25 protein-coding genes are annotated in these 25,302 nt (G+C 73.4%); 9 read left to right on the top strand and 16 right to left on the bottom strand.

All coding sequences use genetic code 11. The features are described 5' to 3' along the window. Positions 1–3: 3 nt before the first annotated feature. The 3 genes from KUM03_RS27815 to KUM03_RS27805 all read right to left on the bottom strand — a co-directional run bounded on the left by KUM03_RS27815 (position 4) and on the right by KUM03_RS27805 (position 3,945). Entirely contained in the window at positions 4–801 is a 798-nt protein-coding gene (locus tag KUM03_RS27815) for a hypothetical protein (RefSeq protein ID WP_217252509.1), read from the bottom strand. Positions 802–866: 65 nt separating this feature from the next. Then, positions 867–2,456, bottom strand: a complete 1,590-nt coding sequence (locus KUM03_RS27810) for an HtaA domain-containing protein (protein WP_217252507.1) — start codon at positions 2,454–2,456, stop codon at positions 867–869. 52 nt (positions 2,457–2,508) lie between these two features. Continuing rightward, positions 2,509–3,945 (bottom strand): HtaA domain-containing protein, encoded by a 1,437-nt coding sequence (locus KUM03_RS27805; protein ID WP_217252505.1) that lies wholly within the window; start codon positions 3,943–3,945, stop codon positions 2,509–2,511. Positions 3,946–4,047: 102 nt separating this feature from the next. On the opposite strand from KUM03_RS27805, the gene KUM03_RS27800 reads away from it, so the two are divergent. From KUM03_RS27800 to KUM03_RS27785, 4 genes are all read left to right on the top strand, one after another. Further along, entirely contained in the window at positions 4,048–5,076 is a 1,029-nt protein-coding gene (locus KUM03_RS27800; RefSeq protein ID WP_217252503.1) for an ABC transporter substrate-binding protein, read from the top strand. Beyond that, positions 5,073–6,164: an iron ABC transporter permease gene (locus KUM03_RS27795; protein WP_217252501.1), complete on the top strand. Its 1,092-nt coding sequence runs from the start codon at positions 5,073–5,075 to the stop codon at positions 6,162–6,164. Before KUM03_RS27800 ends, KUM03_RS27795 begins: the two co-directional genes overlap by 4 nt. Positions 6,165–6,172: 8 nt before the next feature. Next, on the top strand, positions 6,173–7,039 hold the full coding sequence (locus KUM03_RS27790) for a heme ABC transporter ATP-binding protein (protein ID WP_217253041.1): 867 nt from the start codon (positions 6,173–6,175) through the stop codon (positions 7,037–7,039). A 109-nt stretch (positions 7,040–7,148) separates the two neighbouring features. Further along, positions 7,149–8,138, top strand: a complete 990-nt coding sequence (locus KUM03_RS27785) for a hypothetical protein (protein ID WP_217252498.1) — start codon at positions 7,149–7,151, stop codon at positions 8,136–8,138. A 13-nt stretch (positions 8,139–8,151) separates the two neighbouring features. Here the strand turns inward: KUM03_RS27785 and KUM03_RS27780 are convergent, their stop codons facing one another. The 7 genes from KUM03_RS27780 to KUM03_RS27750 form a co-directional block, all read right to left on the bottom strand. Next, complete coding sequence (locus KUM03_RS27780; protein ID WP_217252496.1) at positions 8,152–8,883, bottom strand: bifunctional DNA primase/polymerase; 732 nt, start codon at positions 8,881–8,883, stop codon at positions 8,152–8,154. A gap of 118 nt (positions 8,884–9,001) precedes the next feature. Then, positions 9,002–9,652, bottom strand: a complete 651-nt coding sequence (locus tag KUM03_RS27775) for a TetR/AcrR family transcriptional regulator (RefSeq protein WP_217252494.1) — start codon at positions 9,650–9,652, stop codon at positions 9,002–9,004. A gap of 69 nt (positions 9,653–9,721) precedes the next feature. Beyond that, positions 9,722–10,393, bottom strand: coding sequence for a response regulator transcription factor (locus KUM03_RS27770; RefSeq protein WP_217253039.1), 672 nt, complete (start codon positions 10,391–10,393; stop codon positions 9,722–9,724). A 7-nt stretch (positions 10,394–10,400) separates the two neighbouring features. Next, complete coding sequence (locus KUM03_RS27765; RefSeq protein ID WP_217252491.1) at positions 10,401–11,651, bottom strand: sensor histidine kinase; 1,251 nt, start codon at positions 11,649–11,651, stop codon at positions 10,401–10,403. 23 nt (positions 11,652–11,674) lie between these two features. Further along, positions 11,675–12,679 carry a small ribosomal subunit Rsm22 family protein gene (locus KUM03_RS27760; protein ID WP_374225398.1) on the bottom strand — a complete coding sequence of 335 codons (1,005 nt, stop codon included), beginning with the start codon at positions 12,677–12,679 and terminating at the stop codon, positions 11,675–11,677. A gap of 320 nt (positions 12,680–12,999) precedes the next feature. After that, positions 13,000–14,169 (bottom strand): serine hydrolase, encoded by a 1,170-nt coding sequence (locus KUM03_RS27755; RefSeq protein ID WP_217252487.1) that lies wholly within the window; start codon positions 14,167–14,169, stop codon positions 13,000–13,002. After that, a complete protein-coding gene (locus KUM03_RS27750) occupies positions 14,136–15,455 on the bottom strand; it encodes a multidrug effflux MFS transporter (RefSeq protein ID WP_217252485.1) in 1,320 nt (439 codons plus the stop codon). Before KUM03_RS27750 ends, KUM03_RS27755 begins: the two co-directional genes overlap by 34 nt. Before the next feature lie 125 nt (positions 15,456–15,580). On the opposite strand from KUM03_RS27750, the gene KUM03_RS27745 reads away from it, so the two are divergent. Next, the gene (locus tag KUM03_RS27745; RefSeq protein ID WP_217252483.1) at positions 15,581–16,636 is read left to right on the top strand and encodes a Gfo/Idh/MocA family protein; all 1,056 of its coding nucleotides are present in this window, start codon (positions 15,581–15,583) and stop codon (positions 16,634–16,636) included. On the opposite strand, the gene KUM03_RS27740 is transcribed toward KUM03_RS27745, so the two are convergent. Next, positions 16,623–18,278 carry an alkaline phosphatase gene (locus KUM03_RS27740; protein ID WP_217252480.1) on the bottom strand — a complete coding sequence of 552 codons (1,656 nt, stop codon included), beginning with the start codon at positions 18,276–18,278 and terminating at the stop codon, positions 16,623–16,625. The genes KUM03_RS27745 and KUM03_RS27740 overlap by 14 nt on opposite strands. A 132-nt stretch (positions 18,279–18,410) precedes the next feature. Here KUM03_RS27740 and KUM03_RS27735 point away from each other — a divergent pair, with 132 nt between their 5' ends. Beyond that, complete coding sequence (locus KUM03_RS27735; RefSeq protein WP_217252477.1) at positions 18,411–19,202, top strand: SDR family oxidoreductase; 792 nt, start codon at positions 18,411–18,413, stop codon at positions 19,200–19,202. A gap of 205 nt (positions 19,203–19,407) precedes the next feature. Here KUM03_RS27735 and KUM03_RS27730 read toward each other — a convergent pair whose 3' ends face one another. After that, positions 19,408–19,734 carry a nuclear transport factor 2 family protein gene (locus KUM03_RS27730; protein ID WP_100049558.1) on the bottom strand — a complete coding sequence of 109 codons (327 nt, stop codon included), beginning with the start codon at positions 19,732–19,734 and terminating at the stop codon, positions 19,408–19,410. 176 nt (positions 19,735–19,910) lie between these two features. Between KUM03_RS27730 and KUM03_RS27725 the strand changes: the two genes are divergently transcribed. Then, positions 19,911–20,453 carry a DoxX family protein gene (locus tag KUM03_RS27725; protein ID WP_217252475.1) on the top strand — a complete coding sequence of 181 codons (543 nt, stop codon included), beginning with the start codon at positions 19,911–19,913 and terminating at the stop codon, positions 20,451–20,453. Between the two features lie 39 nt (positions 20,454–20,492). Further along, positions 20,493–20,849: a MazG-like family protein gene (locus KUM03_RS27720; RefSeq protein WP_217252471.1), complete on the top strand. Its 357-nt coding sequence runs from the start codon at positions 20,493–20,495 to the stop codon at positions 20,847–20,849. A gap of 44 nt (positions 20,850–20,893) precedes the next feature. On the opposite strand, the gene KUM03_RS27715 is transcribed toward KUM03_RS27720, so the two are convergent. Continuing rightward, positions 20,894–21,898, bottom strand: coding sequence for a polysaccharide deacetylase family protein (locus tag KUM03_RS27715; RefSeq protein ID WP_217252469.1), 1,005 nt, complete (start codon positions 21,896–21,898; stop codon positions 20,894–20,896). A gap of 34 nt (positions 21,899–21,932) precedes the next feature. After that, on the bottom strand, positions 21,933–22,931 hold the full coding sequence (locus KUM03_RS27710) for a glycoside hydrolase family 11 protein (protein WP_217252466.1): 999 nt from the start codon (positions 22,929–22,931) through the stop codon (positions 21,933–21,935). Between the two features lie 253 nt (positions 22,932–23,184). Here KUM03_RS27710 and KUM03_RS27705 point away from each other — a divergent pair, with 253 nt between their 5' ends. Beyond that, complete coding sequence (locus tag KUM03_RS27705; protein ID WP_308406427.1) at positions 23,185–24,210, top strand: LLM class flavin-dependent oxidoreductase; 1,026 nt, start codon at positions 23,185–23,187, stop codon at positions 24,208–24,210. A 185-nt stretch (positions 24,211–24,395) separates the two neighbouring features. Here KUM03_RS27705 and KUM03_RS27700 read toward each other — a convergent pair whose 3' ends face one another. Beyond that, entirely contained in the window at positions 24,396–24,881 is a 486-nt protein-coding gene (locus KUM03_RS27700) for a hypothetical protein (protein ID WP_217252463.1), read from the bottom strand. Further along, the gene (locus tag KUM03_RS27695; protein WP_217252461.1) at positions 24,878–25,207 is read right to left on the bottom strand and encodes a hypothetical protein; all 330 of its coding nucleotides are present in this window, start codon (positions 25,205–25,207) and stop codon (positions 24,878–24,880) included. The genes KUM03_RS27700 and KUM03_RS27695 overlap by 4 nt, the downstream gene beginning before the upstream one ends. Positions 25,208–25,302 lie beyond the last annotated feature (95 nt).

Here is a 25,302-nt window from a genome sequence, read left to right as displayed (position 1 = left end):
CATTCAAGCATCGCGCGTGGGCGGCCAGAGGGGCGTGGGTGCCTCGTCGTACGGCAGGGCGGCGAGGGTGTCCGCGTACGCGCGGGCCAGGCCGGCGGGGCGGGCCGCGCGTTCCTCGTGCGCCGCGGTGAGCTCGTCCGCCTCCCGGCGCCAGTGCGCCCCGTCCGGCAGGCGGGCCAGCACCACGCACTCCGGCTCCCGGCCCTCGGCCAGCGCCGCCACGGCCCGGTCGTGTCCGTCGAGGATCAGCCAGCCGTCGAGGAAGGACACCCACCACAGCAGTACGGGGGCGAGGGTGCCGTCCCGGGCGTGCTTGCGGTACGCCTTCACGCGCGGCGCGTCGGGACCGGAGAGGGGACGCAGCGGCAGTACGCCGTGCCAGCCGCCCCCGCAGAGCAGTTCGAGGACGCAGTCCGGCCAGTCCCGCACGAAGTCCTCGGTCCAGATGCCGGGGGCGAAGGACGCCCGCGCGGTGAGCCCCCAACGCCCGTCGTGCAGGGGACCGCCGGACGCGTCCTCCAGCCAACGGGCGTATCGGTGGCGCCAGTCGGCGGGCTCGCGCATCGACGCGGCGCGCAGCGGCGGCAGCGGGGAGCGGTGGCCGGGCAGGCGGCGCAGGTGCAGCTCGCGGCAGCAGCCGTCGCCGGCGGACCGGGCCAGGAACAGCGGGCGGTTGCCCTGGTGGAGGGCGGGCGGGGCACCGTCGTCCGGCCGTACGAAGCGCAGCGGGGGCGGGCCGGGGCGGCCCCGGACGTCCAGGACCAGGGGTCCCGGTGTCCGTTCCCTCGCCGCCCGTCGCATGCGGACAGTATCGAGGGTGGGCCGCCCCGGCCCGCAACGCCTTTCCGACCGACTCCGACCGGCTCCTACGCCTGCGTGCGCCGCTTGCGCGTCGCGAACACCGTGCCCGCGCCGACCGCGACGGCGATGCCGGCCGCACCCGCGAGGGCCGGGCCCGGGATGTCCGAGCCGGTGGAGGCGAGGCTGCCGCCGCCGATGGTCGAGCCGCCCGTGGTGGAACCGGTGCCGCCGATGGTGGACCCGGTGCCTCCGGTCGTCGTCCCGGTGCCTCCGGCCGTCGAACCCGTACCGCCGCCGGTGCCACCCGTGGTGCCCGAACCGCCGCTGCCGCCCGTGCCGCCGCCCGGCGGGAGCTGCGCGTCCTCGCTCAGCGCCACCGACAGGTCGACGGCGTCGAGGGCCGTGCCGGCGGTGTAGAAGTCGCCGAAGGCCTTCGCTCCGGCCTCGGTGAGCGTGGCGGCGACGCCGTCGACCGTGATGACGTCGTTCCGGGCGGTCAGGTCGGCGGACTTCGCCTTGAGGTCGGCCAGGACGACACCCTTGGTCTGCGTGCCGAGGCTGTTCACGTCGGCGGTGAGCGTGCCGGTGCCGCCGTCCAGGGTGGCCTTCAGGTTGCTCAGGGTCAGGTCGAGGCCGTACGTGCCGTTCGTCTCGTGGCCCGTGAAGTTCACGGCGCCCTGGAAGGCGGCGGTGAGCTTGTCGGCGTCGGTGTCGTAGGTGCCGGTGGCGTCCTTGAAGGTGAAGGCGCCGTTGCCGGCCGCCTGGACGGCGCCGCCGGAGACGGTGATCTTCCCCTTGGCCACGGGACCGGTGACGTAGGAGCGGAAGGACTGCTTCACGCCCCAGCCGAGGGTGCCGTCGGCTATGTCGCCCTTGGTGGCGGCCTGCGTGGCCGTGGCGGAGGCGGACGTGGACGGGCCCGTGCCGGTGGTCTTCGAGGGCGTCGGGTCCGGCGCCGGCGTCCCGGTCTTCGGCGGTGTGGTGGGGGTGGTCTCCGTGGCCGACGGGGACGGCACCGGCGACTCCGGGTCCTCGGTGGGGGACGGGGAGGCGGGCGGCGTGGTCGGCGGCGTCTTCTCGACCACCGTCAGCGGGTCGCCCGCGGCGCCCGCGTAATCCGGGCTGCCGAGAAACTCCCCGGCCTCAGCCGTGAGGGTGGTCGCCATCTCCTTCATGCCGCGGGTCACGGCGACGGTGGCGAGCGGGACGTCGTCGCCCTCCGTGGTCTTCGGAGCCCCCTGGGAGCTGTCGACCTTCTTCACGTCGGCGGTGATCTCACCGGCCTTGCTGTCGAAGCGCACGTCGGTGAGGGTCACCTCGAAGCCGTGCGCCTTGGACGCGCTCACCAGGCTGCCCTGGAAGGCGAGGTCCACGGTGTGGCCGGTGGTGTCGTAGGTGCCGGTGCCGTCGACGAAGGTGAAGGCGCCGTTTCCGGCGGCCTGCGAGGCGCCGTCCGCCGTGGTGAAGCCGCCGAACATCCCGACGTAGGTGCGGTACGACTGCTTGATGCCCCAGGTCAGTTCGTAGTCCTTGAGGGGCATCTCGGCGGCCGAGGCGGTGGTCGTACCGACCGTGGCCAGCGCGGTGGCGCCGAGTGCGGCGGCCGTGGCCACGGCGGCGGCGAGTGCGGTGGAGCGGCGTCGTCCGACGGGCATGCTCGGTTCTCCTTGGGTGGCGGGCCGCCGGTGGGCGGCCGGTGTCGTGGGTTCAGCCCTGGTCCGCGTCCGAGGGGGACGCGGCGGGCCGGGTGCGGCGCCTGCGGACGGCGACGGCCACGAGGGCCGCGGCCACCAGCAGCAGGGCGCCGGCCGTGAGGGAGACGGGAAGTGCGGGGAAGTCGCCGTTGTCACCGTCGTCGGCGGTGCCGGCGAGGGGTTCGGCGGAGTTGTCCGGCCCGGTGGTCTTCTTCGGCTGCGGGCTCGCGCTCGCCGTGGGGGCGCTGCCCAGGTCGGGCAGGGCGGGCAGTTCGGCGTCGGCCGTGAGGGCGACGGCCAGGGACACCGGGTCCATCTCGGTGCCCGCCTGGTACATGCCGCCGAAGGCCTCGGCGCCGTGCGCGGTGAGCTTCGCGGGGGCCTCGGTGACCTTCACCAGGCCGTCGGCGGGCTTCAGGTCCCCGGTGGTGAAGGTGACCAGGGGCACCTTGTCACCGTTCAGGTCCGGGCTCTTCACGTCGGCGTAGAGCGTGCCCTCGCCGCCTTGGACCTCGGCCCGTACGCCGCTCAGGCTCAGGTCGAGGCCGTGCGCGCCGGTGAAGCGCACCGCGCCGTCGAAGGCCGCGGTGAGGGCGCCGTCCTCGTACGTCCCCTCGCCGCCGGGGAAGCGGAAGAGGGCGCCGCCGTCCTGGGCGCCCGCGGTCAGGGCCCACTTGCCGTCGGCGATGTCGCCGGTGACGTACTCGCGGAAGGTGCGGCGCACACCCCAGTCGACGGCGCCGTCCTCGATGGCGCCGTCCGGAGTCCGCCTGCTCTCCGGTGACTTGGTGGGCGTGCTCGAAGGCTGCTTCTCCGGCTGCTGCCGCGCCGCCGCCTTCACGTCGGCGGACAGGCTCACCGGGTCGAGCGCGGTGCCGGCGGTGTAGTACCCGGCGAAGGACCGGGCGCCCTCGGCGGTGAGGGTGGCGGGCAGGTTGTTCAGGGCCACGGTGCTGCCGCCGCCCCGCATGTCGATGCCGCCGAGGGAGAGCGCGGCGAAGGGCACCTGACGGGACGTCGTGACCGTCCCGGTGTCCTTCGCCTTGCTGGTGACGTCCACGTAGAGCGTGCCGGTGGAGCCGGAGATGCTCACGGTGGGACGGCTGAGGGTGAGGTCGAGCTGGTGGCCGCCCGTGCCGGTGCGGTGGCCGAGGAAGTGGACGCCGCCCGAGAAGGCGGCGTGGAAGGCGCCGGTGTCGCCGTCGTAGGTGCCGGCCGCCGAGTGGAAGCGGAAGGTGCTGCCGCCGACGGTGGCCGCTCCCCCGCTCAGGGAGTAACCGCCTTTCGCGATGGGCCCGGTGACGTAGCTCTGGAACGACGACTTGATGCCCCAGTCCAGCCGTCCGCCCTGCACGGTCCGGCTCTCGGCGTGCGCGGCGGCAGCGGGGAGCAGGGCTCCGAGAACCGCCGCGCACAACACGGTGACCAGGGCGCGAAGACGGGCGGGCATGCGAAGTCCTCCGGATCGGGGGGCCGGTAGCGAACGAAGGTAAGGCTAACCTAAGCTCTAGCCGACTGATACTGGCGGTCGAAGGAAAGGACGGACGGAACCGTGCGACGCTTGCGAGGCCGACTGGCGGGAGCAGTGCTGTCCGTGCTCGCCCTGACCCTGACCGCGACTGGATGCGGAGGCTCTTCCGAAGCCTCGTCAGGCACCGGGACCGAGCCGGGGGCCGCTGCGGCGGCCGGGTCCATCCCCAACCGGGTGGAACCGCTCGCGAAGAGACCCGAGCCCAGGCTCCCCGTGACCGTCCGCTCCGCCGACGGCGAGCAGGTGCGGGTCGAGCGGGCCGACCGGATCGTCCCCCTCTCCGGCAGCCTCAGCGAGATCGTCTTCACGCTCGGGCTCGGCGACCGGGTCGTCGCCCGGGACGTCACCGCCACCTTCGAACAGGCGGCGAAGCTCCCCGTGGTCACCCGGGGCCACGGCGTCTCCGCCGAGAGCGTGCTGTCGCTGAAGCCGGACCTGGTGATCGCCGAGACCACCACCGGACCGGAGGAGGCCGTGGACCAGATCCGCGCCGCCGGAGTGCCGGTGCTGTTCGTCGAGGCGGCCAAGGGCCTGGACGACGTGGGCCCGCGCATCCAGGCGGTCGCCGACGCGCTCGGCGTACCGGCGGCCGGCCGGGAGCTGACCCGGCGCTCCGAGCAGCGGATCGAGGCCGTACGCGAGGACGTCCCGCGGGGAGAGGAGCCCCGGGTCGCCTTCCTGTACCTGCGTGGCTCGGCCTCCGTCTACCTGATCGGCGGCGCGGACTCCGGTGCCGGTTCGCTGATCGAGGCGGCCGGCGCGGTGGACGCCGGGGCGGCCTCGGGCCTGGAGAAGGACTTCACCGCGATCACCAGCGAGGCACTGGTGAAGGCGGCGCCCGACGCGATCCTCGTGATGAGCAAGGGCCTGGAGTCGGTCGGCGGCGTCGACGGGCTGGTGAAGATCCCCGGCGTCGCCCAGACCCCGGCCGGGATGGACCGCAGGATCGTCTCCGTCGAGGACGGCGTGCTCCTCAACTACGGCCCGCGCACCGACCAGGTGCTGAAGTCGGTCGTGGCCCAGCTGTACGGCGAGGGCGGCGCGCGGTGACCGTACTGGACAAGCCCGCACGCCCCGAGGCGCCCGCCGAAGCGTCCCCGCCTCGCACCCGGCGCACCACCGGCTGGCTGCTGACCGCCGCCCTGATCGCCGGTCTCCTCCTCCTGGTCCCGGTCGCGGCCGGCACCGGCGCCTACCCGATCCCGGTCGGCGACGTGCTGGGCTCGGTACTGCACCACCTCGGCCTCGGCGGTACGGAGCTGGACCGGGTGGCCGACTCCGTGCTGTGGAACGTGCGGTTCCCGAGGATCGTGCTGGCGCTGCTGGTCGGCGCCTCGCTGGGCTGCGCGGGCGCGTTGATGCAGGGCGTGTTCGGCAACCCGCTCGCCGAGCCGGGCGTCATCGGCGTCTCCTCCGGCGCGGCGGTCGGCGCGGTCGCCGCCATCGCGTTCGGCCTGAACCTCCTCGGCAACTGGACGGTGTCCGTCTTCGCCTTCGTCTCCGGCCTGATCACCGTCCTGGTCGTCTACGCGATGTCCCGCTCGGGCGGCCGTACGGAGGTCGTGACGCTGATCCTGACCGGCATCGCGGTGAACGCCTTCGCGGGGGCGCTGATCGGGCTGTTCCTGTTCTTCGCGGACACGGCGGCGGTCAACCAGATCACCTTCTGGCAGCTGGGCTCGCTCGCCCAGGCGACCTGGCCGAAGGTGCTCGCGGTCCTGCCGTGCGCCGCGCTCGGGCTCGGCGTCGCCCCGCTGTACGCCCGCCGCCTGGACCTCCTGGCCCTCGGTGAGCGTCCGGCCCGGCACCTGGGCGTGGACGTGGAGCGGCTGCGGATCGTGCTGGTCCTGGTGATCGCGCTGCTGACCGCGGCGGCGGTGAGCGTGGCCGGGGTCATCGGCTTCGTCGGCCTGGTCGTCCCGCACCTGCTGCGGATGGTGGCCGGCCCGGGGCACCGGTTCCTGATCCCGGGCAGCGCGCTGCTCGGCGCGCTGGTGCTGCTCGCCGCGGACCTGGCGGCCCGCACGGTCGCCGAGCCCGCCGAGCTGCCGCTCGGAGTACTGACGGCGCTGCTGGGCAGCCCGTTCTTCTTCTGGCTGCTGCGCCGCACCCGGCGCAGGCAAGGGGGTTGGGCATGAGGAGCACCATGCGCCCGAGAGGCACGAGGACCGCGCACGCCAGAGGGCTGCTGCGCCTCGTCCCCTCCCGTCCGGTGCCGCCGCCCCCGGCCGCGCCCGGCGACGTGCTCGCCGAGGCGGAGGGCGTCCGCGTCCACCTCGGCGGCCGGCCGGTCCTGGACGGCGTGGACGTCACCGTCCGAGCGGGCGAGGTCCTCGCGCTGGTGGGTCCCAACGGCGCGGGCAAGTCCACACTGTTGGGGACGCTGGCCGCCGACGTCGCGGCCGCCCAGGGGGTCGTACGGGTCCACGGCCGTCCGGTGACGGACTGGACCGCGCCCGAACTCGCCCTGCGCCGGGCCGTGCTGCCCCAGTCGGCGTCGCTGTCCTTCCCGTTCCCGGTCGAGGAGGTGGTCCGGATGGGCCGGGCCCCGTGGGCGGGCACCGACCTGGCGGACGAGGACGACGCGGCGGTGGCCGAGGCGATGGCGCGCACCGAGGTCACCGGCTTCGCCGGCCGCCCGTTCTCGGCGCTCAGCGGCGGCGAGCGGGCCCGGGTGGCGCTGGCCCGCGTCCTCGCCCAACGCGCCCCGCTGCTCCTGCTGGACGAGCCGACGGCGGCGCTGGACCTGCGCCACCAGGAGCTGGTGCTGCGGCTGTGCCGGGAGCGGGCGCGGGCCGGGGACGCGGTGGTCGTCGTCCTGCACGACCTGGCGCTGGCGGCGGCGTACGCGGACCGGGTGGCGGTCCTGCGGGCCGGCCGGATCGCGGCCGACGGCCCGCCGGAGCGGGTCTTCTCCGAGGAGCTGCTCTCCGAGGTCTACGACCAGCCGGTGGAGGTGCTGCCGCACCCGCGCACGGGCGCCGTGCTGGTTCTGCCGCGCCGCGACCCCTGACGTCGGGGCGGCGAGGTCACGGAGAGGCGGCGGTACCCGGTCCCGGCGTCCGGGCGTCGTCCCACCCCGGTAGGGTTCGCCTCCGGGAAGGGGAAGGTGAAGGAACCTGATGAGCAGGGATCGCGGCCCTCGTAGGCCCCGCAGGCTTGGCAAGCACGCGCTGGTGGCCGCCTCGGCGACCGCTTTGTCGTTGACGGCGAGCGGATGCGTGGTGGTGCACGGTGAGCGCGAGGTGCTGCCGTCGGCCACCCGGGCCGAGGCCGCGAAGGCGCTCCAGCAGTTCACCTCCGCGTACAACGCGGCCGACAAGGCGTACGACGCCTCCCTGGACGCCGAGCACACCACGGGCGCCCTCGCCGCCATCGACTCGGCGCGGCTGAAGGCGGGCCGGGCCAACCACCCGGACGGCAACCCGTCGCACGCTCCGCTGGAGCTGACGGACGCCGAGTTCACCATCCCGGAGAAGGCGGGCTGGCCGCGCTGGTTCGTCGCGGACGCCAAGGGCAACAAGGGCGGCGAGGCACGCTGGCTGCTGGTGTTCACCAAGCACGGCCTGGACGAGACCTGGCAGGCGGCGTACCTGACGCTGGTCGCCCCGGACAAGGTGCCGGAGTTCAAGACCGACGCGGACGGCTGGGCCGAGGCCGTCCCCGCGAACTCCACGGACGTGGCGATACCCCCCGCCGACCTGAGCAAGGGCTACACGACGTATCTGAAGGACGGCGGCGAGGCCTTCGCCGAGGGAGTCCACACCAGTTCCTGGCGCGAGTTGCGTCAGAAGCGGTCGACGCGCCCCGGACTGGCCACCCAGTACATCGACGAGCCGTTGACGAACGGCGACTACGCGCCGCTGGCGCTGCGCACGAAGGACGGCGGGGCGGCGGTGTTCTTCACCTCCCGCCACTACGAGAAGCAGACGGCGGCGCGGGGCGCGGCCGTGCCGACGCCGAACAAGGACGTGCTGGCGCTGACGGACGGCGAGATCAAGCAGTCGCTGACGATGGAGTTCGTCTCCAACCAGCTGGCGCTCGACCCGGCGGACGGACCGGTGTCGGTCGTGGGCCGGGTCCAGGGCCTGACGTCGGCGAAGGGCGAGTAGCCCCGGGCGGCGGTCAGCGGCGCAGGGGCCAGACGGCACCCGCGTGGTCGCCGTCCGCGCCGGCGTACCGGGCGCAGGCGTCGGTGAGGATCTCCAGCAGGGTCAGCGGGTCCGGCAGCGGGTGCTCGGGGCCGCGCACCCAGTGCACCGTACGGTCCTCGCCGGGCAGCCGGGCGGGCGGTACGAGCACGTAGGAGCCGCGGCAGTGCCAGCGCAGGCCCGGGTGCTCGTCCATCGTCTCGGGGTGGCAGTCCAGCTCGCAGGGCCACCACTCGTCCTCGTCCTCGGGGGTGCCCCGGGTGAGGGTGAACAGCAGCATGCGGCCGTCGTCGCTCTCGGCGACCGGACCGACCTCGACACCGGCGTCGAGCAGCCTCTCCAGCGCCTCACGACCGGCCTGAAGGGGCACGTCCAGTACGTCGTGCACCATGCCGGTCGCGGTGATGAAGTTGGCCTCCGGCTGGTGGCGGGCCCAGCGCTCGATCTGCGCGCGGTCGGTCGTGGACTGCGTCTGCCAGGCGAAGGACACCGGGTGCCGGGCGGGAGTGGGGCAGCCGACGCGCTCGCAGGAGCAGCGGTATCCGGCCGGGTGCGCGGCGGGCGCCAGCGGCAGTCCCGCACCGGCGGCGGCGAGCAGCAGACCCTCCCGGCCACCGTCACCGGCGGCCTCCTTGGGGCGGCGTCCGCGCAGCCACGAGGAGAGTTTGCCCTGCAGACCGCTCCGACCGCCGAACTCCGCGCTCATCAATCTCCTCGCCTCGCCGTCGTGCGCTCCAGCATGCCCTATCGTCGCACCATTGCGCGCTTCGGGGTCGGGAAGGGACAAACTTCCCTGGTCAGGCTGATTGGCCGGAATTATTCGGTCAGCGCGGGGCGAGCCCGTGGAGGGCGTAGTCGACGAGCGTGTCGGTGTACTCGTGGGAGATCGGGGCCGTGCGCTGGAGCCAGCGCTGGGCGAGCGGCGAGACGAAGAGTTCGAGCGCGATGCGCGGGTCGAGGTCCGCACGGACGTGGCCGGCGTCCTGGGCCGCGCGCAGCCGGTCGACGAACAGCTGGAGCGACGGGTCCAGGAGCTCGGTCAGGAACGTCCGCCCGAGCTGCTCGTTGACCACGCCCTCCGCGGCGAGGGCACGGTAGGGGGCCTCGAAGCCGGGGTCGCGCAGTTCGTCGACGGTGGCGCGCAGCACGCTCTTGAGGTCGGCGGCGAGGTCGCCGGTGTCCGGGATGCCGACGCCCTGCTCCCCCGCCTCCTGCACGGCCCGGTCGCCGAGGTCGAGGAACGCCTCCAGCAGGACGTCCGCCTTGGAGGACCACCAGCGGTAGATCGTCTGCTTGCCGACGCCGGCGCGGGCCGCGATGCCCTCGATGGTGGTCCTCGGGTAGCCGACCTCGGCGACCAGCGCGAGGGCCGCGTCGTAGATGGCCCGGCGGGAGCGCTGGCTGCGGCGGCTGACGTCGGGGTGCGGCTTGTCGGGAGCGGGAGTCGGGGCGTGGGTGGGTTTCTGGGCGGCCATGGCTCAAAGCTACCAGGCTGACAAGACGGTACGTCTCGCCGAACGGGGAAGGCGACCGCCGGGAAACCCTCATGACGAGCCGCGGGGCTGGGCGCGCGCGTTCTCCAGGTAGTGCAGGACGGCCGCCACCCGCCGGTCGACCCGGTCGGCCGGGGACAGGTCGAGCTTGGCGAAGATGCTGCGGATGTGCTTGTGGACCGCGCCGTCGGTGACGACGAGCCGCGCGGCGATCGCCCCGTTGCCCAGGCCCTCGGCCATGAGGGCGAGCACCTCCCGCTCACGCGGGCTCAGCCGCTCCAGCCGGGTGTCCTGCCGGGTCCGGGTGAACAGCTGGGCGACGACCTCCGGGTCGATGGCGGTCCCCCCGGCCGCGACCCGGCGCAGCGCGTCCATGAACTCCTCGACCCGTCCCACCCTTTCCTTGAGCAGGTAACCGAGGCCGCCCACCCCGCCGGTCAGCAGGTCGGTGGCGAAGGACTGCTCGACGTACGCGGACAGCACCAGGACGGCCGTCGAGGGCCGCCGGCGCCGGGCCTCGACGGCCGCGCGGACGCCCTCGTCGGTGTGCGTGGGCGGCATCCGTACGTCCAGGACGGCCACGTCGGGCTCGTGCTCGTCGATGGCGTCGAGCACCGACTCGGCGGTGTCCGCGGTCGCCACGACGTCCAGGCCCTCCGCGCGCAGCAGCAGGGCGAGCCCCTCGCGCAGCAGTGGGTCGTCCTCGGCGATCACGATCCGCAGGGCCGCTTCATGTTCCACAGGGCAGGTCCACTTCCAGAGTCGTAGGTCCGCCCGGCGGGCTGGCCAGGCGGAGAGAACCGTCATGGGCCGCGACCCGGCGCCGGATGCCCGTCAGCCCCGAACCACCGCCCTCGTCCGCACCGCCGCGCCCGTCGTCCTCGACCAGGACCCGCAGCCGCCCGCCGCCCCCGCGCACGGTCACGGACGCCCGCCGGGCCCCGCTGTGCTTCGCGATGTTCGTCAGCGCCTCCGCCACCACGAAGTACGCCGTCGCCTCCACCGACGCCGCACACCGCCCCGGCACCTCCGCCTCGACCCGGCACGGCACCGCACAGTCCGCCGCCAGCCCCGACAGCGCCCCCGCCAGGCCCCGGTCCGCCAGCACCGGCGGCAGGATCCCGCGCGCCACCCCGCGCAGCTCCGCCAACGCCTGCTCCGCCGCCGACTGCGCCCGCTCCAGCAACTCGTCGGCCCCCGCCGGGTCCCGCCCCGCCATCCGACGCGCCGCACCCAACAGCACCGTCACCGAAACCAGCCGGTTCTGCGCACCGTCGTGCAACGACCGCTCGATCCGCCGCAGCTCCGTCGCATGCGCGTCCAGCGCCGCCGCCCGCGTCGCCGTCAGCTCCGCCACCCGCAACGACAGGTCCACGTCCGGCCCCGCCGCCAGCAGCCGCCGCCCCGGACCCGCCTGCGTCCGCGCCAGCCCCGGACCCAGCCCGAGCAGGATCGCGACCCAGCCCACCCCCAGCAGCGCCGCCGCGAGGGCGTCCGGCCAGGAATGTGCGGTGCCGATGCCCACGGACGTGGTCGTGGCGTCCCCGGGCCCGAGCCGCCACCACAGCGGGAAGGTGGTGTCCCGGACGGCACAGAGCGGCAGCAGAACCCCCAGCAGGCCCAACAACAGCCCCAGGGTGCCGTGCCGGGCCAGCCAGCGCAGCTCACGCCGGGTGACCGGGTCGGCCAGGGCGGGACGCAGCCCGGTCGGCGGCGGGTCCGGGGCGACGACCTCGCCGCCCCAGCGCCCCAGCCGTTCCCGCTCCCGCCCGGCCAGGGCGTGCAGCGCGCGCAGCACGACCGGAGCCGTCAACAGCCCCGCACCCACCAGACAGGCCACGGCGTTGAGGGCGATGGCGCCCAGCAGGAAGAACGCGAGCAGCGCCGTACCGAGCCCCCCGGTGAGCTGCCGCATCGCCGCGAGCGCGGCGGAGACGGCACGGAGGACGGTCTCCCGACGCCCGACGCTCGGTACTGCCATACGCCCTCCTCCCCTCAGGAACCCTACTGGCCGGGCGAGTTGACCTCCCCCGACGGCCAGGGATCGCCCCAGTCAGCGTCCCGGGCGGCCTTGTACAGGTCACCGTGGCGCTTGGTGACCGTCCGCCGGCGCAACTGCTCGTCGGGCTCGCACAGGTCGAGCAGCACCTGTCCCTTGCGGATCTGCGGACGCCGGACCACCCGGGACGGCGCGGGCTCGACGGGGAACCGGGCGGCCGCGACATAGCTGAACTTCTCGTCCTCGTGGGCGAGCGAGCCGCCCTTGACCTGCCGGTGCAGGCTGGACCGGCTGACCCGCGCCGCGAAGTGGCACCAGTCCGTGCCGGGCACGATCGGGCAGGCGGCGCTGTGCGGGCAGGGCGCGGCGACCCGGAACCCGGCGGCGATCAGCCGGTCGCGGGCCTCGATGACCCGGGCGTACCCGTCCGGCGTACCGGCCTCCACGAGCACGACGGCCTGCGCGGCCGAGGCGGCGGCGTCGACGAGGGCGGCGCGGTCGGGGCCGGTCAGCTCGTTGAGCACGTAGGAAACGGTGACGAGGTCGGTGCCCGCCACGTCGAGCGCCGCTCCGATGCGGGCGCGCTGCCAGCGGACGCCGTCCAGCTCCGGGAGGGCACCGGCGATCTCCCGGCCGAGGGCGAGCGCGGGCTCGGCCCAGTCGAGCACGGTCACCGGGCGGGCGCCGGGCCAGGTGTCGCTGACGGCCCAGGTCGCGGCGCCGGTCCCGCCGCCCACGTCGACGTGGCTGCCGGGCACCCACCCGGGCACGGCGTCCGCGAACGCCGCGAGCGCGGAGCGTACGGCGGCGAAGGTGGCGGGCATGCGGTAGGCGGCGTAGGCGACGACGTCCGCGCGGTCGCGCAGGATCGGGGCGTCGGTCGGGGTGGCCCCGCGGTAGTTGGCGATCAGCCGCTCCACGGCCTGCGCGGCCTGGCGGGGCGGCAGCCCGTCGACCAGCTCGGCGAGGGCGGCACGCAGGGTTTCGGCGGGGTCGTTCACTCGGTGCATTGTATGGGGCGGGTCGCCTGCGGCGCGGGGGCGTGGGGAGGGTGGGTGCGCAGCCCGGCGCTGACGGGGTGCCCGGCGTGAGTGTGGGCGTCGGGGGTGGGTGCGCGGCCCGGCGCTGACGGGGTGCCCGGCGTGAGTGTGGGCGTCGGGGGTGGGTGCGCGGCCCGGCGCTGACGGGGTGCCGCCTGCGCCCACCCGTGCCGCCCCAGCGGCACGACTGCCCGCAGCTGGGCGGGACGGGGCCCGCAGCTCCCGGCGCGGCCCCGACCCACCACCGAACCAGCCGCGCTACCCGCACCCCCACCGACCAGACACCCCGCTCAACCGCCGGAGGCAACCCGTACGGCCCGAGCCACCCGAGTCCCCACCCCCGCCCGAGGCCCGTTGTCCGGCGTCCGCCGCCGCGGGTGGACCGTGTTGGCCAGCAGGATCGCGAACGTGTCCGTCGCCCGGTCGAGGACCAGCATCGTCCCCGTGAACCCGGTGTGCCCGGCCGCCCCCCGCCCCGCCAGCTCCCCCATGAACCACGGCTGGTCGAGGGCGAACCCCAGCCCCGGCCCGGTCAGCAGCAGCTCCACGAAGTCCGGCCCGAGGATCCGCGCCGGCCCGTACGAGCCCCCCGCCAGCAGCGCCCGGCAGAACACCGCCAGGTCCCGCGCCGTCGAGAACAGCCCCGCATGGCCCGCCACCCCGCCAAGCGCCCACGCGTTCTCGTCGTGCACGACCCCCCGCAGCATCCCCCGGTCCGCCTTGGCCCAAGGCCGCCGCTGGTCCTCCGTGGCCGCCGCCCCCGGGCACGGCCCGAACCGCGTCGCCGTCATGCCCAGCGGCCGGGTGATCCCGTCGCGGACGAGGACGTCGAGCGTCCGCCCGGTGATGCGCTCCAGGACGTGCTGGAGGAGCAGCATGTTCAGGTCGGAGTAGCAGTACGTCCCCGGCACCCCCACCGGCGGCTCCGCCCGCAGCCTCCGCAGCCGCTCCTCCCCGTCGGCGCAGTCGTACAGCGGCAGCTCGGGCCGCAGCCCCGACGTGTGCGTGAGCAGCTGCCGCACCGTGATCCCGTGCACCGCCGCCGCCCGGAAGTCCGGCAGGTACCCCCCGACTTCCGCGTCGATGCCGAGCGTGCCCCGCTCGATCTGCTGCACGGCGGCGACGGCGCTGAACACCTTCGTCAGGGAGGCCAGATCGAACGGCGTACCGACAGTCATCGGCACCCGCGCCCCCTCGGCCAGCTCCACGCCCGCGTCGGCGCGCGCGTCGTAGGCCGAGTAGCGCACGGCCCACCCCGCCGCCTCCTCCACGGCGAGCACGGGCCCGCGCCCCACCGCGACGACGGCGCCCGCCGCCCAGGGCCGCTCCCCGACGACAAGGCCGTGCACCTCTTCCACGACACGGCGGAGCTGCTCGGGGTCGAGCCCGGCCCGCTCCGGGGTGCCGTGACGCAGTCTCGGGGTGCTCAGCTCTCTTCTCCCTCCGGAGGACGACGGCACATCCCGGCGAAGAAGGCGAGCGCCACCACCGCCGCGACGAGCTGCACCACGGCCATCGGCAGGGCAGTGTCCTCCCCCGCGATCCCGACCAGCGGCGAGGCGACGGCGCCGATGAGGAAGGACGACGTGCCGAGCAGCGCCGAGGCGGAGCCGGCCGACTTCTTCACCCGCATCAGCGCGAGCGCCTGGGTGTTGGGCAGGCTGATGCCCATCGCCGACATCAGCACGAACAGCGCGGCGGCGACCGGCACGAGCCCGACCTCGCCGAAGACGCCGAGGGACATCAGCAGCAGCGCGGTCGCGGCGGCGATGACGATGAGGAGGCCGAGGACCAGTACCCGGTCCAGCCGCACCCGTCCGACCAGGACCTTCCCGTTGATCTGCCCGACCACGACCAGCCCGATCGAGTTGAGCCCGAACAGCAGGCTGAACGTCTGCGGCGAGGCCCCGTAGATCTCCTGGATGACGAACGGCGACGCGGAGATGTACGCGAACAGCGAGGCGAAGGCGAATCCGCCGGCGAGCATGTACCCGGTGAAGGCCCGGTCGGCGAGCAGCCCCCGCATGGCGCGCAGCGTGTCGCCGACCCCGCCCTCGTGCCGCTCCCCCTCCGGCAGCGTCTCGGGCAGCTTGGCCCACACGACGACGCCCAGCGCCACCCCCACCACCGTGAGCACGACGAAGACGCCCCGCCAGTCCGTCACCCGCAGGATCTGCCCGCCGATGAGCGGCGCGACGACGGGCGCGACCCCGGAGATCAGCATGAGGGTGGAGAAGAAGCGGGCCATGGCCACACCGTCGTAGAGGTCGCGTACGACGGCCCGGGCGATGACGATCGCGGCGGCCCCCGCGAGGCCCTGCGCCAGCCGGAAGGCGACCAGCAGTTCCACGGTGGGCGCGAGCGCGCACAGCGCGGTGGCGACGACGTAGACGGCGAGGCCGGTCAGCAGTGGACGCCGCCTCCCCCATTTGTCGCTCATCGGCCCGACCACGAGCTGCCCGAGTGCCATGCCGGCCAGGCAGGCGGTGAGCGTGAGCTGCACGGTGGCGGCGGGCGCGCTCAGGGCCCGGGTGACCTCCGGGAGCGCGGGGAGGTACATGTCCATCGCCAGCGGCGGCGTCGCGGTCAGCCCGCCGAGGAGCAGCGTGACGAGCAGCCCGGCGCGGCGGGCACCGCGGACGTCCCCGCGGACGTCCCCGACGTCGCCGGCGTGCGGCGTGTTCGTTTGTGGGGTGGTGGTCGGTTGCGGCGGTGTGTGCGGTATGGACGGCCCGCGCTCGGGCATGTGCCCCTCCCTCTTCGACAGATCCGGCACCTATGCTCTCAGCTCGTACGGTCTTGAACGAACACAGAACCAACAGACTCGAACGAGTCGAACGACCTGAGCGAGGGTGGGGCAGGGTGTCAGCGGTGACCGGGCAGAAGGTGCGCTGGGGGATTCTGGCGACCGGTGGGATGGCGGCGACGTTCACGGCGGATCTGGTCGATCTGCCGGACGCGGAGGTCGTGGCGGTGGCCTCACGGACCGAGGCGTCGGCGAAGGCGTTCGCGGAGCGGTTCGGGATACCGCGGGCGTACGGCGACTGGGAGACCCTCGCCCGGGACGAGGACGTGGACGTGGTGTACGTCGCCACCCCGCACTCCGCGCACCGCAGGGCAGCCGGGATGTGCCTGGAGGCGGGCCGCAACGTGCTGTGCGAGAAACCGTTCACGCTGAACGCGCGCGAGGCGGCGGAACTGGTCGCGCTCGCCCGCGCGAACGGCCGCTTCCTGATGGAAGCGATGTGGATGTACTGCAACCCGCTGGTGCGGCGGCTGAAGGCGCTGGTCGACGACGGCGCGATCGGCGAGGTCCGCAGCGTCCAGGCGGACTTCGGGCTCGCGGGTCCCTTCCCTCCCACCCACCGGCTGCGCGACCCCGCGCAGGGCGGCGGCGCGCTGCTCGACCTGGGCGTGTACCCGGTGTCGTTCGCGCAGTTGCTGCTCGGCGAGCCGTCGGACGTCGCCGCGCGGGCGGTCCTCTCGGAGGAGGGCGTGGACCTCCAGACGGGCGCGCTGCTCTCCTACGACAGCGGCGCGCTGGCCTCCCTGCACTGCTCCATCACCGGCGGCACGCCCAACTCCGCCTCGGTCACCGGGTCCGGGGGCCGCGTCGACGTGCCGTACGGCTTCTTCTTCCCGGACCACTTCGTGCTGCACCGCGACGGCAAGGAGCCCGAGGAGTTCCGGGCCGACCCGGCCGACGGGCCCCGGGCCAGCCTCAAGCACGAGGCCCGGGAGGTGATGCGGGCCCTGCGGGCCGGTGAGACCGAGTCGCCGCTGGTGCCGCTGGACGGCACGCTGGCCGTGATGCGGACGCTCGACGCGATCCGGGACCGCGTCGGCGTCCGCTACCCCGGCGAGGAGAGCGGTCCGGGCGAGGAGAGCGACGAGCCGGCCGCCGGCCGCGAGGTCACGCCGGCTTGAGCCCCTGCTCCCCCAACTCCGTCACGAAGGACGCGGCGGTCGTGAGCGGCGCCCCCTCGGTGGTGACGTGGGAGACCGTCTTGAAGTCGGCGCGCGCCAGCTCGCGGCCGAGCGAGACGGTCGTGTAGCCGCGCAGCCCGCTGTAGAACTTCAGGTGCGGGTTGGCGGCCATGAGGGTGTCCCAGTTGGACGGCTTCGCGGAGCCGTCGCGTCCGCTGGTGACGGAGGTGGTGACGATCTCGGTGCCCAGGGTCCGGGAGCCGGGGTCGTCGAAGTCGCGCTTGATGTCGAAGCCGTAGTGGACGTGCACGTCGCCGGTGAGGACCATCAGGTTCTGGACGCCGGCGGCCTGCGCGCCGGCCAGCACCCGCTCGCGGGAGGCCGGGTAGCCGTCCCAGGAGTCCATGGAGACCTTGGACGGGCTGCTGGTCGAGTTGAACCGCTGCGAGAAGGTGACCTGCTGGGGCACCACGTTCCACAGGGCGTTCGACCGGTGCCAGCCGTTGATCAGCCAGCGTTCCTGGGCGCCGCCGGTCATCGTGCGGCCGGGGTCCTCCGACTCGGGTCCGGGGAACTGCCAGCCGTCGCCGTAGGCCTGGTTGGAGCGGTACTGGCGGGTGTCGAGCACGTCGAACTGGGCGAGCCGGCCCCAGTGCAGGCGGCGGTACAGCCTCAGGTCCGCCCCGTCGGGGAGCTGCGGCCGGCGCAGCGGCATGTTCTCCCAGTACGCCCGGTAGGCGGCGGCCCGCCGGATCAGGAACTCCTCCGGCGGCACGCTGTTCTCGGGTGTCTCACCGGCGTAGTTGTTCTCGGTCTCGTGGTCGTCCCAGGTGACGACGAAGGGGTGCGCGGCGTGCGCGGCCCTCAGGTCGGGGTCGGACTTGTAGAGGGCGTACCGCAGGCGGTAGTCGTCCAGCGTCACCGTCTCGCGGTCGAAGAGGTCCGGCAGGGTGCCCGCGGGGTAGGCGCGGGAGCCCGCGCCGGAGTTGACGGCGTACTCGTAGAGGTAGTCGCCGAGGTGGAAGACGACGTCCACGTCCTCCTGTGCCAGGTGCTTGTACGCGGTGTAGTGGCCCTGGTCGTAGCGCTGGCAGGAGACCAGGCCGAAGGTGAGGTCGGAGGCCCGGCTGTGCCGGGCGGGCGCGGTGCGGGTGCGGCCGGCCGGGCTGACGTACCGCCCGGCGCGGAAGCGGTAGTAGTAGACGTGGCCGGGGGCGAGGTGGTCGACCTCGACGTGCACGGCGTGGTGGAACTCGGGGTGCGCGGTGGCCCGGCCCCGTCTGACCACGCGGCGGAAGCGTTCGTCGAGCGCCAACTCCCAGTTCACGTCGATCCGTTTCGCGGGCAGTCCGCTGTCGGCCTGGTACGGGACGGGGGCCAGGCGCGTCCACAGCAGGACGGAGTCGAGCTGCGGGTCGCCGGAGGCGACGCCGAGGGTGAAGGGATCGTCGGTGAGCCGCGCCGCGTCGAGCTCGGCGGCGCTCGCGGTGCCGGCGGCCGGCAGGTTGACGGAGAAGGCGAGCGCCGCGGCGGCGCCGGTGACGGTCAGGAAGCGGCGGCGGCCCAGCTGCCGGGCGGCGGCGCGGAGTTCGGGGGCGTGCGCGGGCCCGTCGGTCCGGGTCTGGTGGTTCGCGGGTGTCATCCGTTCCTCCCCTTGCGGTGGTTGCAAGGGGCATTCGAATGGCCGGGGACGACCCCGGCTTGGCGCGGACATGACCGACCCATGTCGGACGGATGAGTTCCGCATGATCGGCCACGCGTACGCTGCCGACTCATGAACACCGTGAGAACCGGCGCCGAGGAGAACACCGGCGCACAGAAGGTAGCCCTCGTCACGGGGGCCGGCTCCGGCATCGGCCGGGCGGTCGCCGTCGAACTGCTCGCGGCCGGCTGGTCGGTGGCCCTGGCCGGCCGACGCGTGGAGACGCTGGAGGAAACGGCCGCACTGGCCCCTGCGGGTGCCGGGACGGCGCTCCCCGTGCGCGCCGACGTGTCACGCCCCGAAGACGTGGCCGCCCTGTTCGCCGCCGTACGCGACCGCTTCGGCCGGCTCGACCTGCTGTTCAACAACGCGGGGACGTTCGGCCCCGGCGGGGTGCCGGTCGAGGAGCTGCCCTACGAGGCGTGGCGGCACGTGGTGGACACCAACCTCAACGGCGCGTTCCTGTGCGCGCAGGCGGCGTACCGACAGATGAAGGAACAGGAGCCGCAGGGCGGCCGGATCATCAACAACGGCTCGATCTCGGCGCACACCCCGCGCCCGCACTCGGTGGCGTACACGGCGACCAAGCACGCGCTGACCGGCCTGACCAAGTCGCTGTCCCTGGACGGCAGGCCCTACGGCATCGCGGTCGGCCAGATCGACATCGGCAACGCGGCGACCGACATGACGGCGGGCATGCAGACCGGCGCGCTCCAGGCCAACGGTCAGACTGCGCCCGAGCCGGTGATGGACGTCGCCGACGTGGCGCGCACGGTGCGGCACATGGCCGAGCTGCCGCTGGAGGCGAACGTGCAGTTCGCGACGGTCATGGCGACGGCGATGCCGTACGTGGGCCGCGGCTGAGATCCACACAACCGGAATATCGAAGTCCGCAGTATTGCGGCCGGTGGCGGACTTATGCTCAACTCTCCTTCACCAGAGCTTCACACATGGAAGCCAGTACTTCCACGAAGCTCGGCGAGCCACACCGAGGGGGGAGGCGGCAGCCGTGCCGCCGCACCGGCTGGGGGGCCGGCAGGCGGCACGGCTGCCGTGTTTTCGTGCCTGCTCAGGCCTGACCGGTCTCGAACCGCGCGATCCGGCCGTCACCGTCCACGGTGAAGCTCCACCGCGTACGCATCTCGCCCCAGGTGTCGTTGCGGTAGCGGGCGATGAGGGCGCGACCGCCGTTCGACTCGTTGTCGACCTCCAGGTGCCCGTTGGAGGAGAAGATCTCCTGGTCGATCCACTGGGCGAGGTCCCGGTCGTCCCCGTCGTCGGCCATGGTGGCGTCCGGGGCGAGGGTCGCGAGGAAGGCGTCACGGTCGTGGGCGTTGACGGCGGCGACGAAGGCGCGGACGGCCGGGTCGCTCAGTCGCGTGGTCTGAATCGTCATGCCGGCCAGAGTCACACCGCCCACGACACCCCGCCACCCGACCGTGGGCCCGCTCGCCCGCCGGACCTCCCTCCGCTTCACCCGAACGGCGTCCGCAAAAGGTCCGCGCGACAGCGGCGGGCGACGGTGGATGGCGAGTGAGGTGCCGATCCACCGTCCGCGAGGGAGTCGACGACGTGAACTGTTATGACCGGCGTGATGTGGGCCTGCTGCTGCTCCGGCTGGGCACCGGCGGCGTCCTGGCCGCCCACGGCGCGCAGAAGCTGCTCGGCTGGTTCGGCGGTGGCGGCATCGAGGGAACCGGCCAGGCCATGGAGGCCATGGGCTACGCGCCCGGCCGGGCCAGCGCCACCGCGGCGGGCCTCGCGGAGGCCGGCGGCGGAACGCTGCTGGCACTGGGCCTGGCCACCCCGGCCGCGGGCGCGGCGGCGGCCGGCGCGATGGCGGGCGCCGCGGCGGTGCACGCCCCCAACGGCTTCTTCGCCCAGGCCGGCGGCTACGAGTACGCGGTCTCCCTCGGCCTGACGGCGGCGGGCCTCGCGGTCTCGGGCCCGGGCCGCTACTCCCTGGACCACGCCCTCGGCCACGCGGTCAACCGGAACTGGATGGTCCCGGCCGCGCTCGCGGCGACGGCGGCGGCCGCGGTGGCGGTCGTCGGGGCCCGGAACAAGCGGGTACGGAAGGCGGCGGAGGGCGAGCAGGAGCCCCTGTTCGACTGACGTACCACTCGCTCCCCGTCACGTGGCAGGCTCCCCGCCATGACCGACAACGACCACGGCACCCGTGTCTCCGCCCCCACCGACCTGTGGACCACCATCGACGCCCTGTGGAAGTGGCTGGAGGCGGATCAGCCCGTGAGCGGCAGGGAGGGCCTGCTGCTGCGGATGCTGAAGCTGTCCGAGGAGGTCGGCGAGGTCTCCGAGGCGGTGATCGGCGCGACCGGCCAGAACCCGCGCAAGGGCGTCACCCACACGTGGGACGACGTCGAGGCGGAGCTGTGCGACGTCGTGATCACGGCACTGGTGGCACTGCGCACGCTGACGCCTGACACACGGGCGGTGTTCGAGGGGCATCTGACGCGGGTGGCTGAGCGGTCGCTGCCGCCTGGTAGGTGAGGTGCCGGGCCCGGGAGCGGCGTCCCGGGCCCGTCTGACCGGGCTCAGCCCGTACTGCAGGGGACCGTCGGCCAGGTCCAGTTGCCGTTGGCCTGAATGGTGGCGCCCCAGGTGTCGCCGCTGCCGTTGGACTTGGCGGTCAGCACCTGGGCGCTGGGGTAACTGGCGTTGACGTTCCAGGTCGACATGACCCGGGCCGGGGACGGCACGTTCATCGTCACGGTCCAGTCACTGGCGCCGCTCACGGAGACGTTGAGGTTGTACCGGTCCCCCCACCGCTGCCCGGCGGACAGGACGGCGGTACAACCACCGCCACCGCCTCCACCGCCACCGTCGTTGCCGCCCCCGTCGTTGCCGCCCCCGTCGGGGGCGACGGCACGTCCGGTCTGCGGCGAGATCATGCCGGCGCACAGCCCCTTGGCCGCCAGGGTCCGCGCGATGCGCGGGATCGCCGCGAGGGTGTTGGCGGGCCAGTCGTGCATGAGGACGACCTGGCCGTCGCCCGCCCGGGAGACGGCCTGCACGATCGCGTCGGTACTGGCGTTGTTCCAGTCCTGCGAGTCGACGTCCCAGATCACCTCGGTCAGCCCGTACCGGGCCTCGACCGACCGCAGCGTGGCGTTGGTCTCGCCGTACGGCGGACGGAAGAGCTTCGGCGTGCCACCGCCCGCGGCGGCGATGGCCTGCTGGGTCCGGGAGATCTCCGACTCCATCTGCGCCTGACTCAGCTGCGTCATGTGCGGATGGGTGTAGCTGTGATTGGCGACCCACATGCCGGCGTCGACCTGGGCCCGGACCAGGGAAGGGTTCTGGGCCGCGTACTGGCCCTGGTTGAACATGGTGGCCCGCAGCCCGTTCTGCCTGAGCGCGTTCAGCAGGGCCCGGGTGTTGCCGGACGGGCCGTCGTCGAAGGTGAGCCCGACGTAGCCGTCGCAGGCGGCGGCCCGCGCGGGCGCGGCGTCGGCGGCGACGGTCCCGGCGGCGGCCAGCGCGGCGGCAAAGACGGCGGTGACCAGCGAACGCCAAGCCGGACGAGATCGCGTGCGCATCGGAGTGAGTCCTCCTTTCTCTTCCCCGGCCGTGTCAGCCGGCACTGCAGGAGACCGACGGCCAGGTCCAGTTGCCGTTGGCCTGGATGGTGGCGCCCCAGTTGTTCCCGTTGCCGTTGGGGCGGGCGGTCAGCACCTGGGAACTGGGGTATGCGGCGTCGATGTTCCAGGTGGACATGACCTTCGCCGGGGACGGCACGTTCATCGTCACCGTCCAGTCACTGGCCCCGCTGACGGACACGTTGAGGTTGTACCGGTCCCCCCACTTCTCCCCGGCGGACACCGTCGCGGTGCACCCACCGCCGCCACCGCCCCCGCCACCACCGCCGGAGCCGGTGCTTCCGACCGTGATGTTGGAACTGCCGCTGCTCTGGTAGCCCTCGGTGGCCATGATCATGTAGTAGCTGAAGTCGCCCAGCGGCATTCCGGCCCGCGCCCAGGCGTCGAAGTGGTTGCCGGTGGTGATGGTGCCCCCGGTCCGCTTGGACTGCCGCACGCTCCAGTACTGGTCGAAGGTCCGGGTGCCTTCGACGGAGGGCGCGTTGTAGCGGGTCGTCTTGTAGATGTCGTAGGTGCCGCCGTCGGTGGTCACGGTGCCCTTGTGCTCGCCCGTGGGCCGGTAGGTGCCCCAGTTGTCGACGATGTAGTACTCGACGAGCGGGTTCGACGTCCACCCGTACAGGGCCAGGTACGCGTTGCCGGACGGGTTGAAGGTGCCCGAGTACTGCACGGTCCGGCGTCCGCCGTTGCTCCAGCCCTTGCCGGCGACGAAGTTGCCGGTGTTGCGCCACGAGGTGCTGTACTGGCCCCCGGACCCCATGTCCATGGAGACGGTGCCCTGGCTGTCGGTCCAGAACGAGTAGTAGTAGCCGTTGTTGGTGCCCTCCTGGTTGGTCGTGACGACCGTGCCGGCGTGGGCGGTGCCCGGCAGCATCATGGCGGCGAGAGCGGCCAGCGCGACGGCCCAGGCGCTCCTGACGAACAGCGTGAGGGGGCCGCTTCTGCGACGCCTCGGTTGCACGAGCAGGTTCATGGGGGGTGTTCCTCTCCTGTGGGTTCGGACGACGGCGCCAGTGTTGACCTGCACCCATCAAGCGTCAACAGTTTCGGTAAGACTTTCGAAACCTTCGCCGAACCCGAAGTCGCCGCCGAGAGGAGAAAGTTGCAGCTCAGTCCACCTTCACCCCAGGGTGGCGAGCTACAACAAGAAAGACCTCACCAGTGCCGCCGGAAAGCAGATGGAGGAAGCCCGAAACTTTCGGCGCCTCGTGCCCTGGACACCCGCAGTGTGGACTCACATCCTTCGGTCCCTGGAGTCCATCCGGCTCGCCGACGAACTCGGTTTCCACGCCTGCTACGCCGCCGACGAGACCTGGCACAAGGACCTGTGGCTCCTCTTCGCCGCGGCGGCGGGCCGCACCAGCCGCATCCGCCTCGGGCCGAGCGTCTCCCCGGTGACCCTGCGCGAGCCGACCCTGATCGCCCAGGCCCTCGCCACCCTCGACGAACTCTCCGGCGGACGCGCCGAAGGCGTCCTGTCCAGCGGCAACTTCGGCCTGCTCGCCCAGTACCGCATCGACTGGGCCCGCACCAAGCCCCTCTCCCGCGTCAAGGAAGCCCTGCATGTGATGCGCACGTTCCTCGACGAGGGCGCCATCACGCACGACGGCGAGTTCTACTCCTACGACGGCCTGTTCACGTTCGCCCGCCCCGTGCAGGACCGGCTGCCGCTGAAGCTCGGCGCGATGCGGGGGCCGAAGTCCTTCGAGGCGGCCGGTGAGTTGTCGGACGGCTGCCACCACGCCCTGAGCTACACCCGCGAGGCCTACGACTACGCGGTGCGGCACATCCGGGCGGGCGCGGAGCGCGCCGGGAAGGACTGGCGCACGCTGGACATCGGCGCCTGGGTGGTCTTCGCCACCGGCCCCGACTCGGCGGTGGCCAAGGAGGCGGCCCGCAGCATGGTCGGCATCTACGCGTCCTCGATGCCGGAGGAACAACTCCTCCGCAACGGCGTCGACCCCGCTGAACTGAAACCGGTCATCGACGCGATCGCCGCCGGCGACCTGGCCCGCGGCATCGAACTCACCACCCCGGCCATCGCCGACCGCCTCTCCGTCGCGGGCACGCCGGAGGAGTGCCGGGAGAAGATTGAACGGGACATCGCTCCGAGTGGCGTGAACCACATGATCTGCGCCATCACCGACCGCGCTCTGGTGAAGGCGTTCACGGGGCGGGACCTGCCGGAGGCGGCGGACGTGGACACGCAGCTGCGGCTGATCGCGGAGCGGGTGATGCCGGGGGTCGGGTGACGGGGTGACCGGTCGACGGACCGCTCAGGCGGAACACCGCGCTGGAACTCCAGTCCCTTGAAACGGTGCATGATGCCGATGCGGACCGCCGCGGCCCGGATGCGGGGCGTGCTCAGGGGCCACTAGGGGCGAGTCCGTGCCGTCTCCTGGCCGCCCGACGGACAGGCAGCTCCGTGGCCGCCTCGTCAGACCCCGACCACATGCACATCCGCAGGCGCCAGCACCGCAAGGTACGCCTGGATGTCCCCCGGGTCGGTGGTGAAGATCACCGCGCTGCCGTGCCGGGCCGCCGCCAGGGCCACCCAGGCGTCCACCGCGTCCGGTCGCTTCTTCGCCGGCAGGTTCGCGCTGCCCAGCACGGTGCCGATGCGACGCCAGTCCGCGAGGTCCGGGCCCGTGGCGCAGGCCAGGCATTCCGGACGGCCCGCTTTCGTTTCGCGCAGCGGCGGCTCGGACGTCCGGGCCTGAGGGACGGTGCAGTCCTTCATCACTCCGGACAGGGCGTGTACCAGCCCCGGTTGCGGGCGCCATACCTGGGCGAGGACCGGACCGAGCACCAGCGCGCGGTGCGGGAGCGTGCGCAGGCCCTCGTGCAGGGCCACCGCTTTCGCCTTGCGGTCGGCGAGGGCGATGAGCATGCCGGTGTCGTAGACCGGGACCCGTGGGCTCACGCGGCGTTTCCCGGGCGGTGGCGGTGCCTGTCCTGGCCGTGGGCGAGGCCGAGGGCCTCCTCGACCTCGCGGCGCTCCTGCTCCGTCAGTTCCGCGGCCGGTTCCTGAGCGGGATCTGCCGGCAGGCCGTCGGCTGCCTGCTCGGCGCGGGCGATGAGGGCGTCCACCTCGGCGAACTGTTCCTCTATGGCGTCGCTCTCGGCCATCTGCCGAGTCGCGGCGTGCACCAGGTACGCCGAGACGTCCATGCCCGCCCGTTCCGCGTGCTGCCTGATGCGTTCGGCCTGGGTCTGGTCCAGGCTGATACTGATCCGCGTCTTTGCCACGCGGCCATCGTAATACGCGTATGACGAGCGTGCGAGGCCATAGAAGGCCGTCGTCGCGTGGGTGGGGCACCACAGCCCCGACCCCAGCGGCTTTC

The organism is Streptomyces sp. AC602_WCS936, assembly GCF_019049125.1.
In the GTDB taxonomy this organism is placed as follows: domain Bacteria; phylum Actinomycetota; class Actinomycetes; order Streptomycetales; family Streptomycetaceae; genus Streptomyces.
This window is presented reverse-complemented; position numbering and strand designations above follow the sequence as displayed.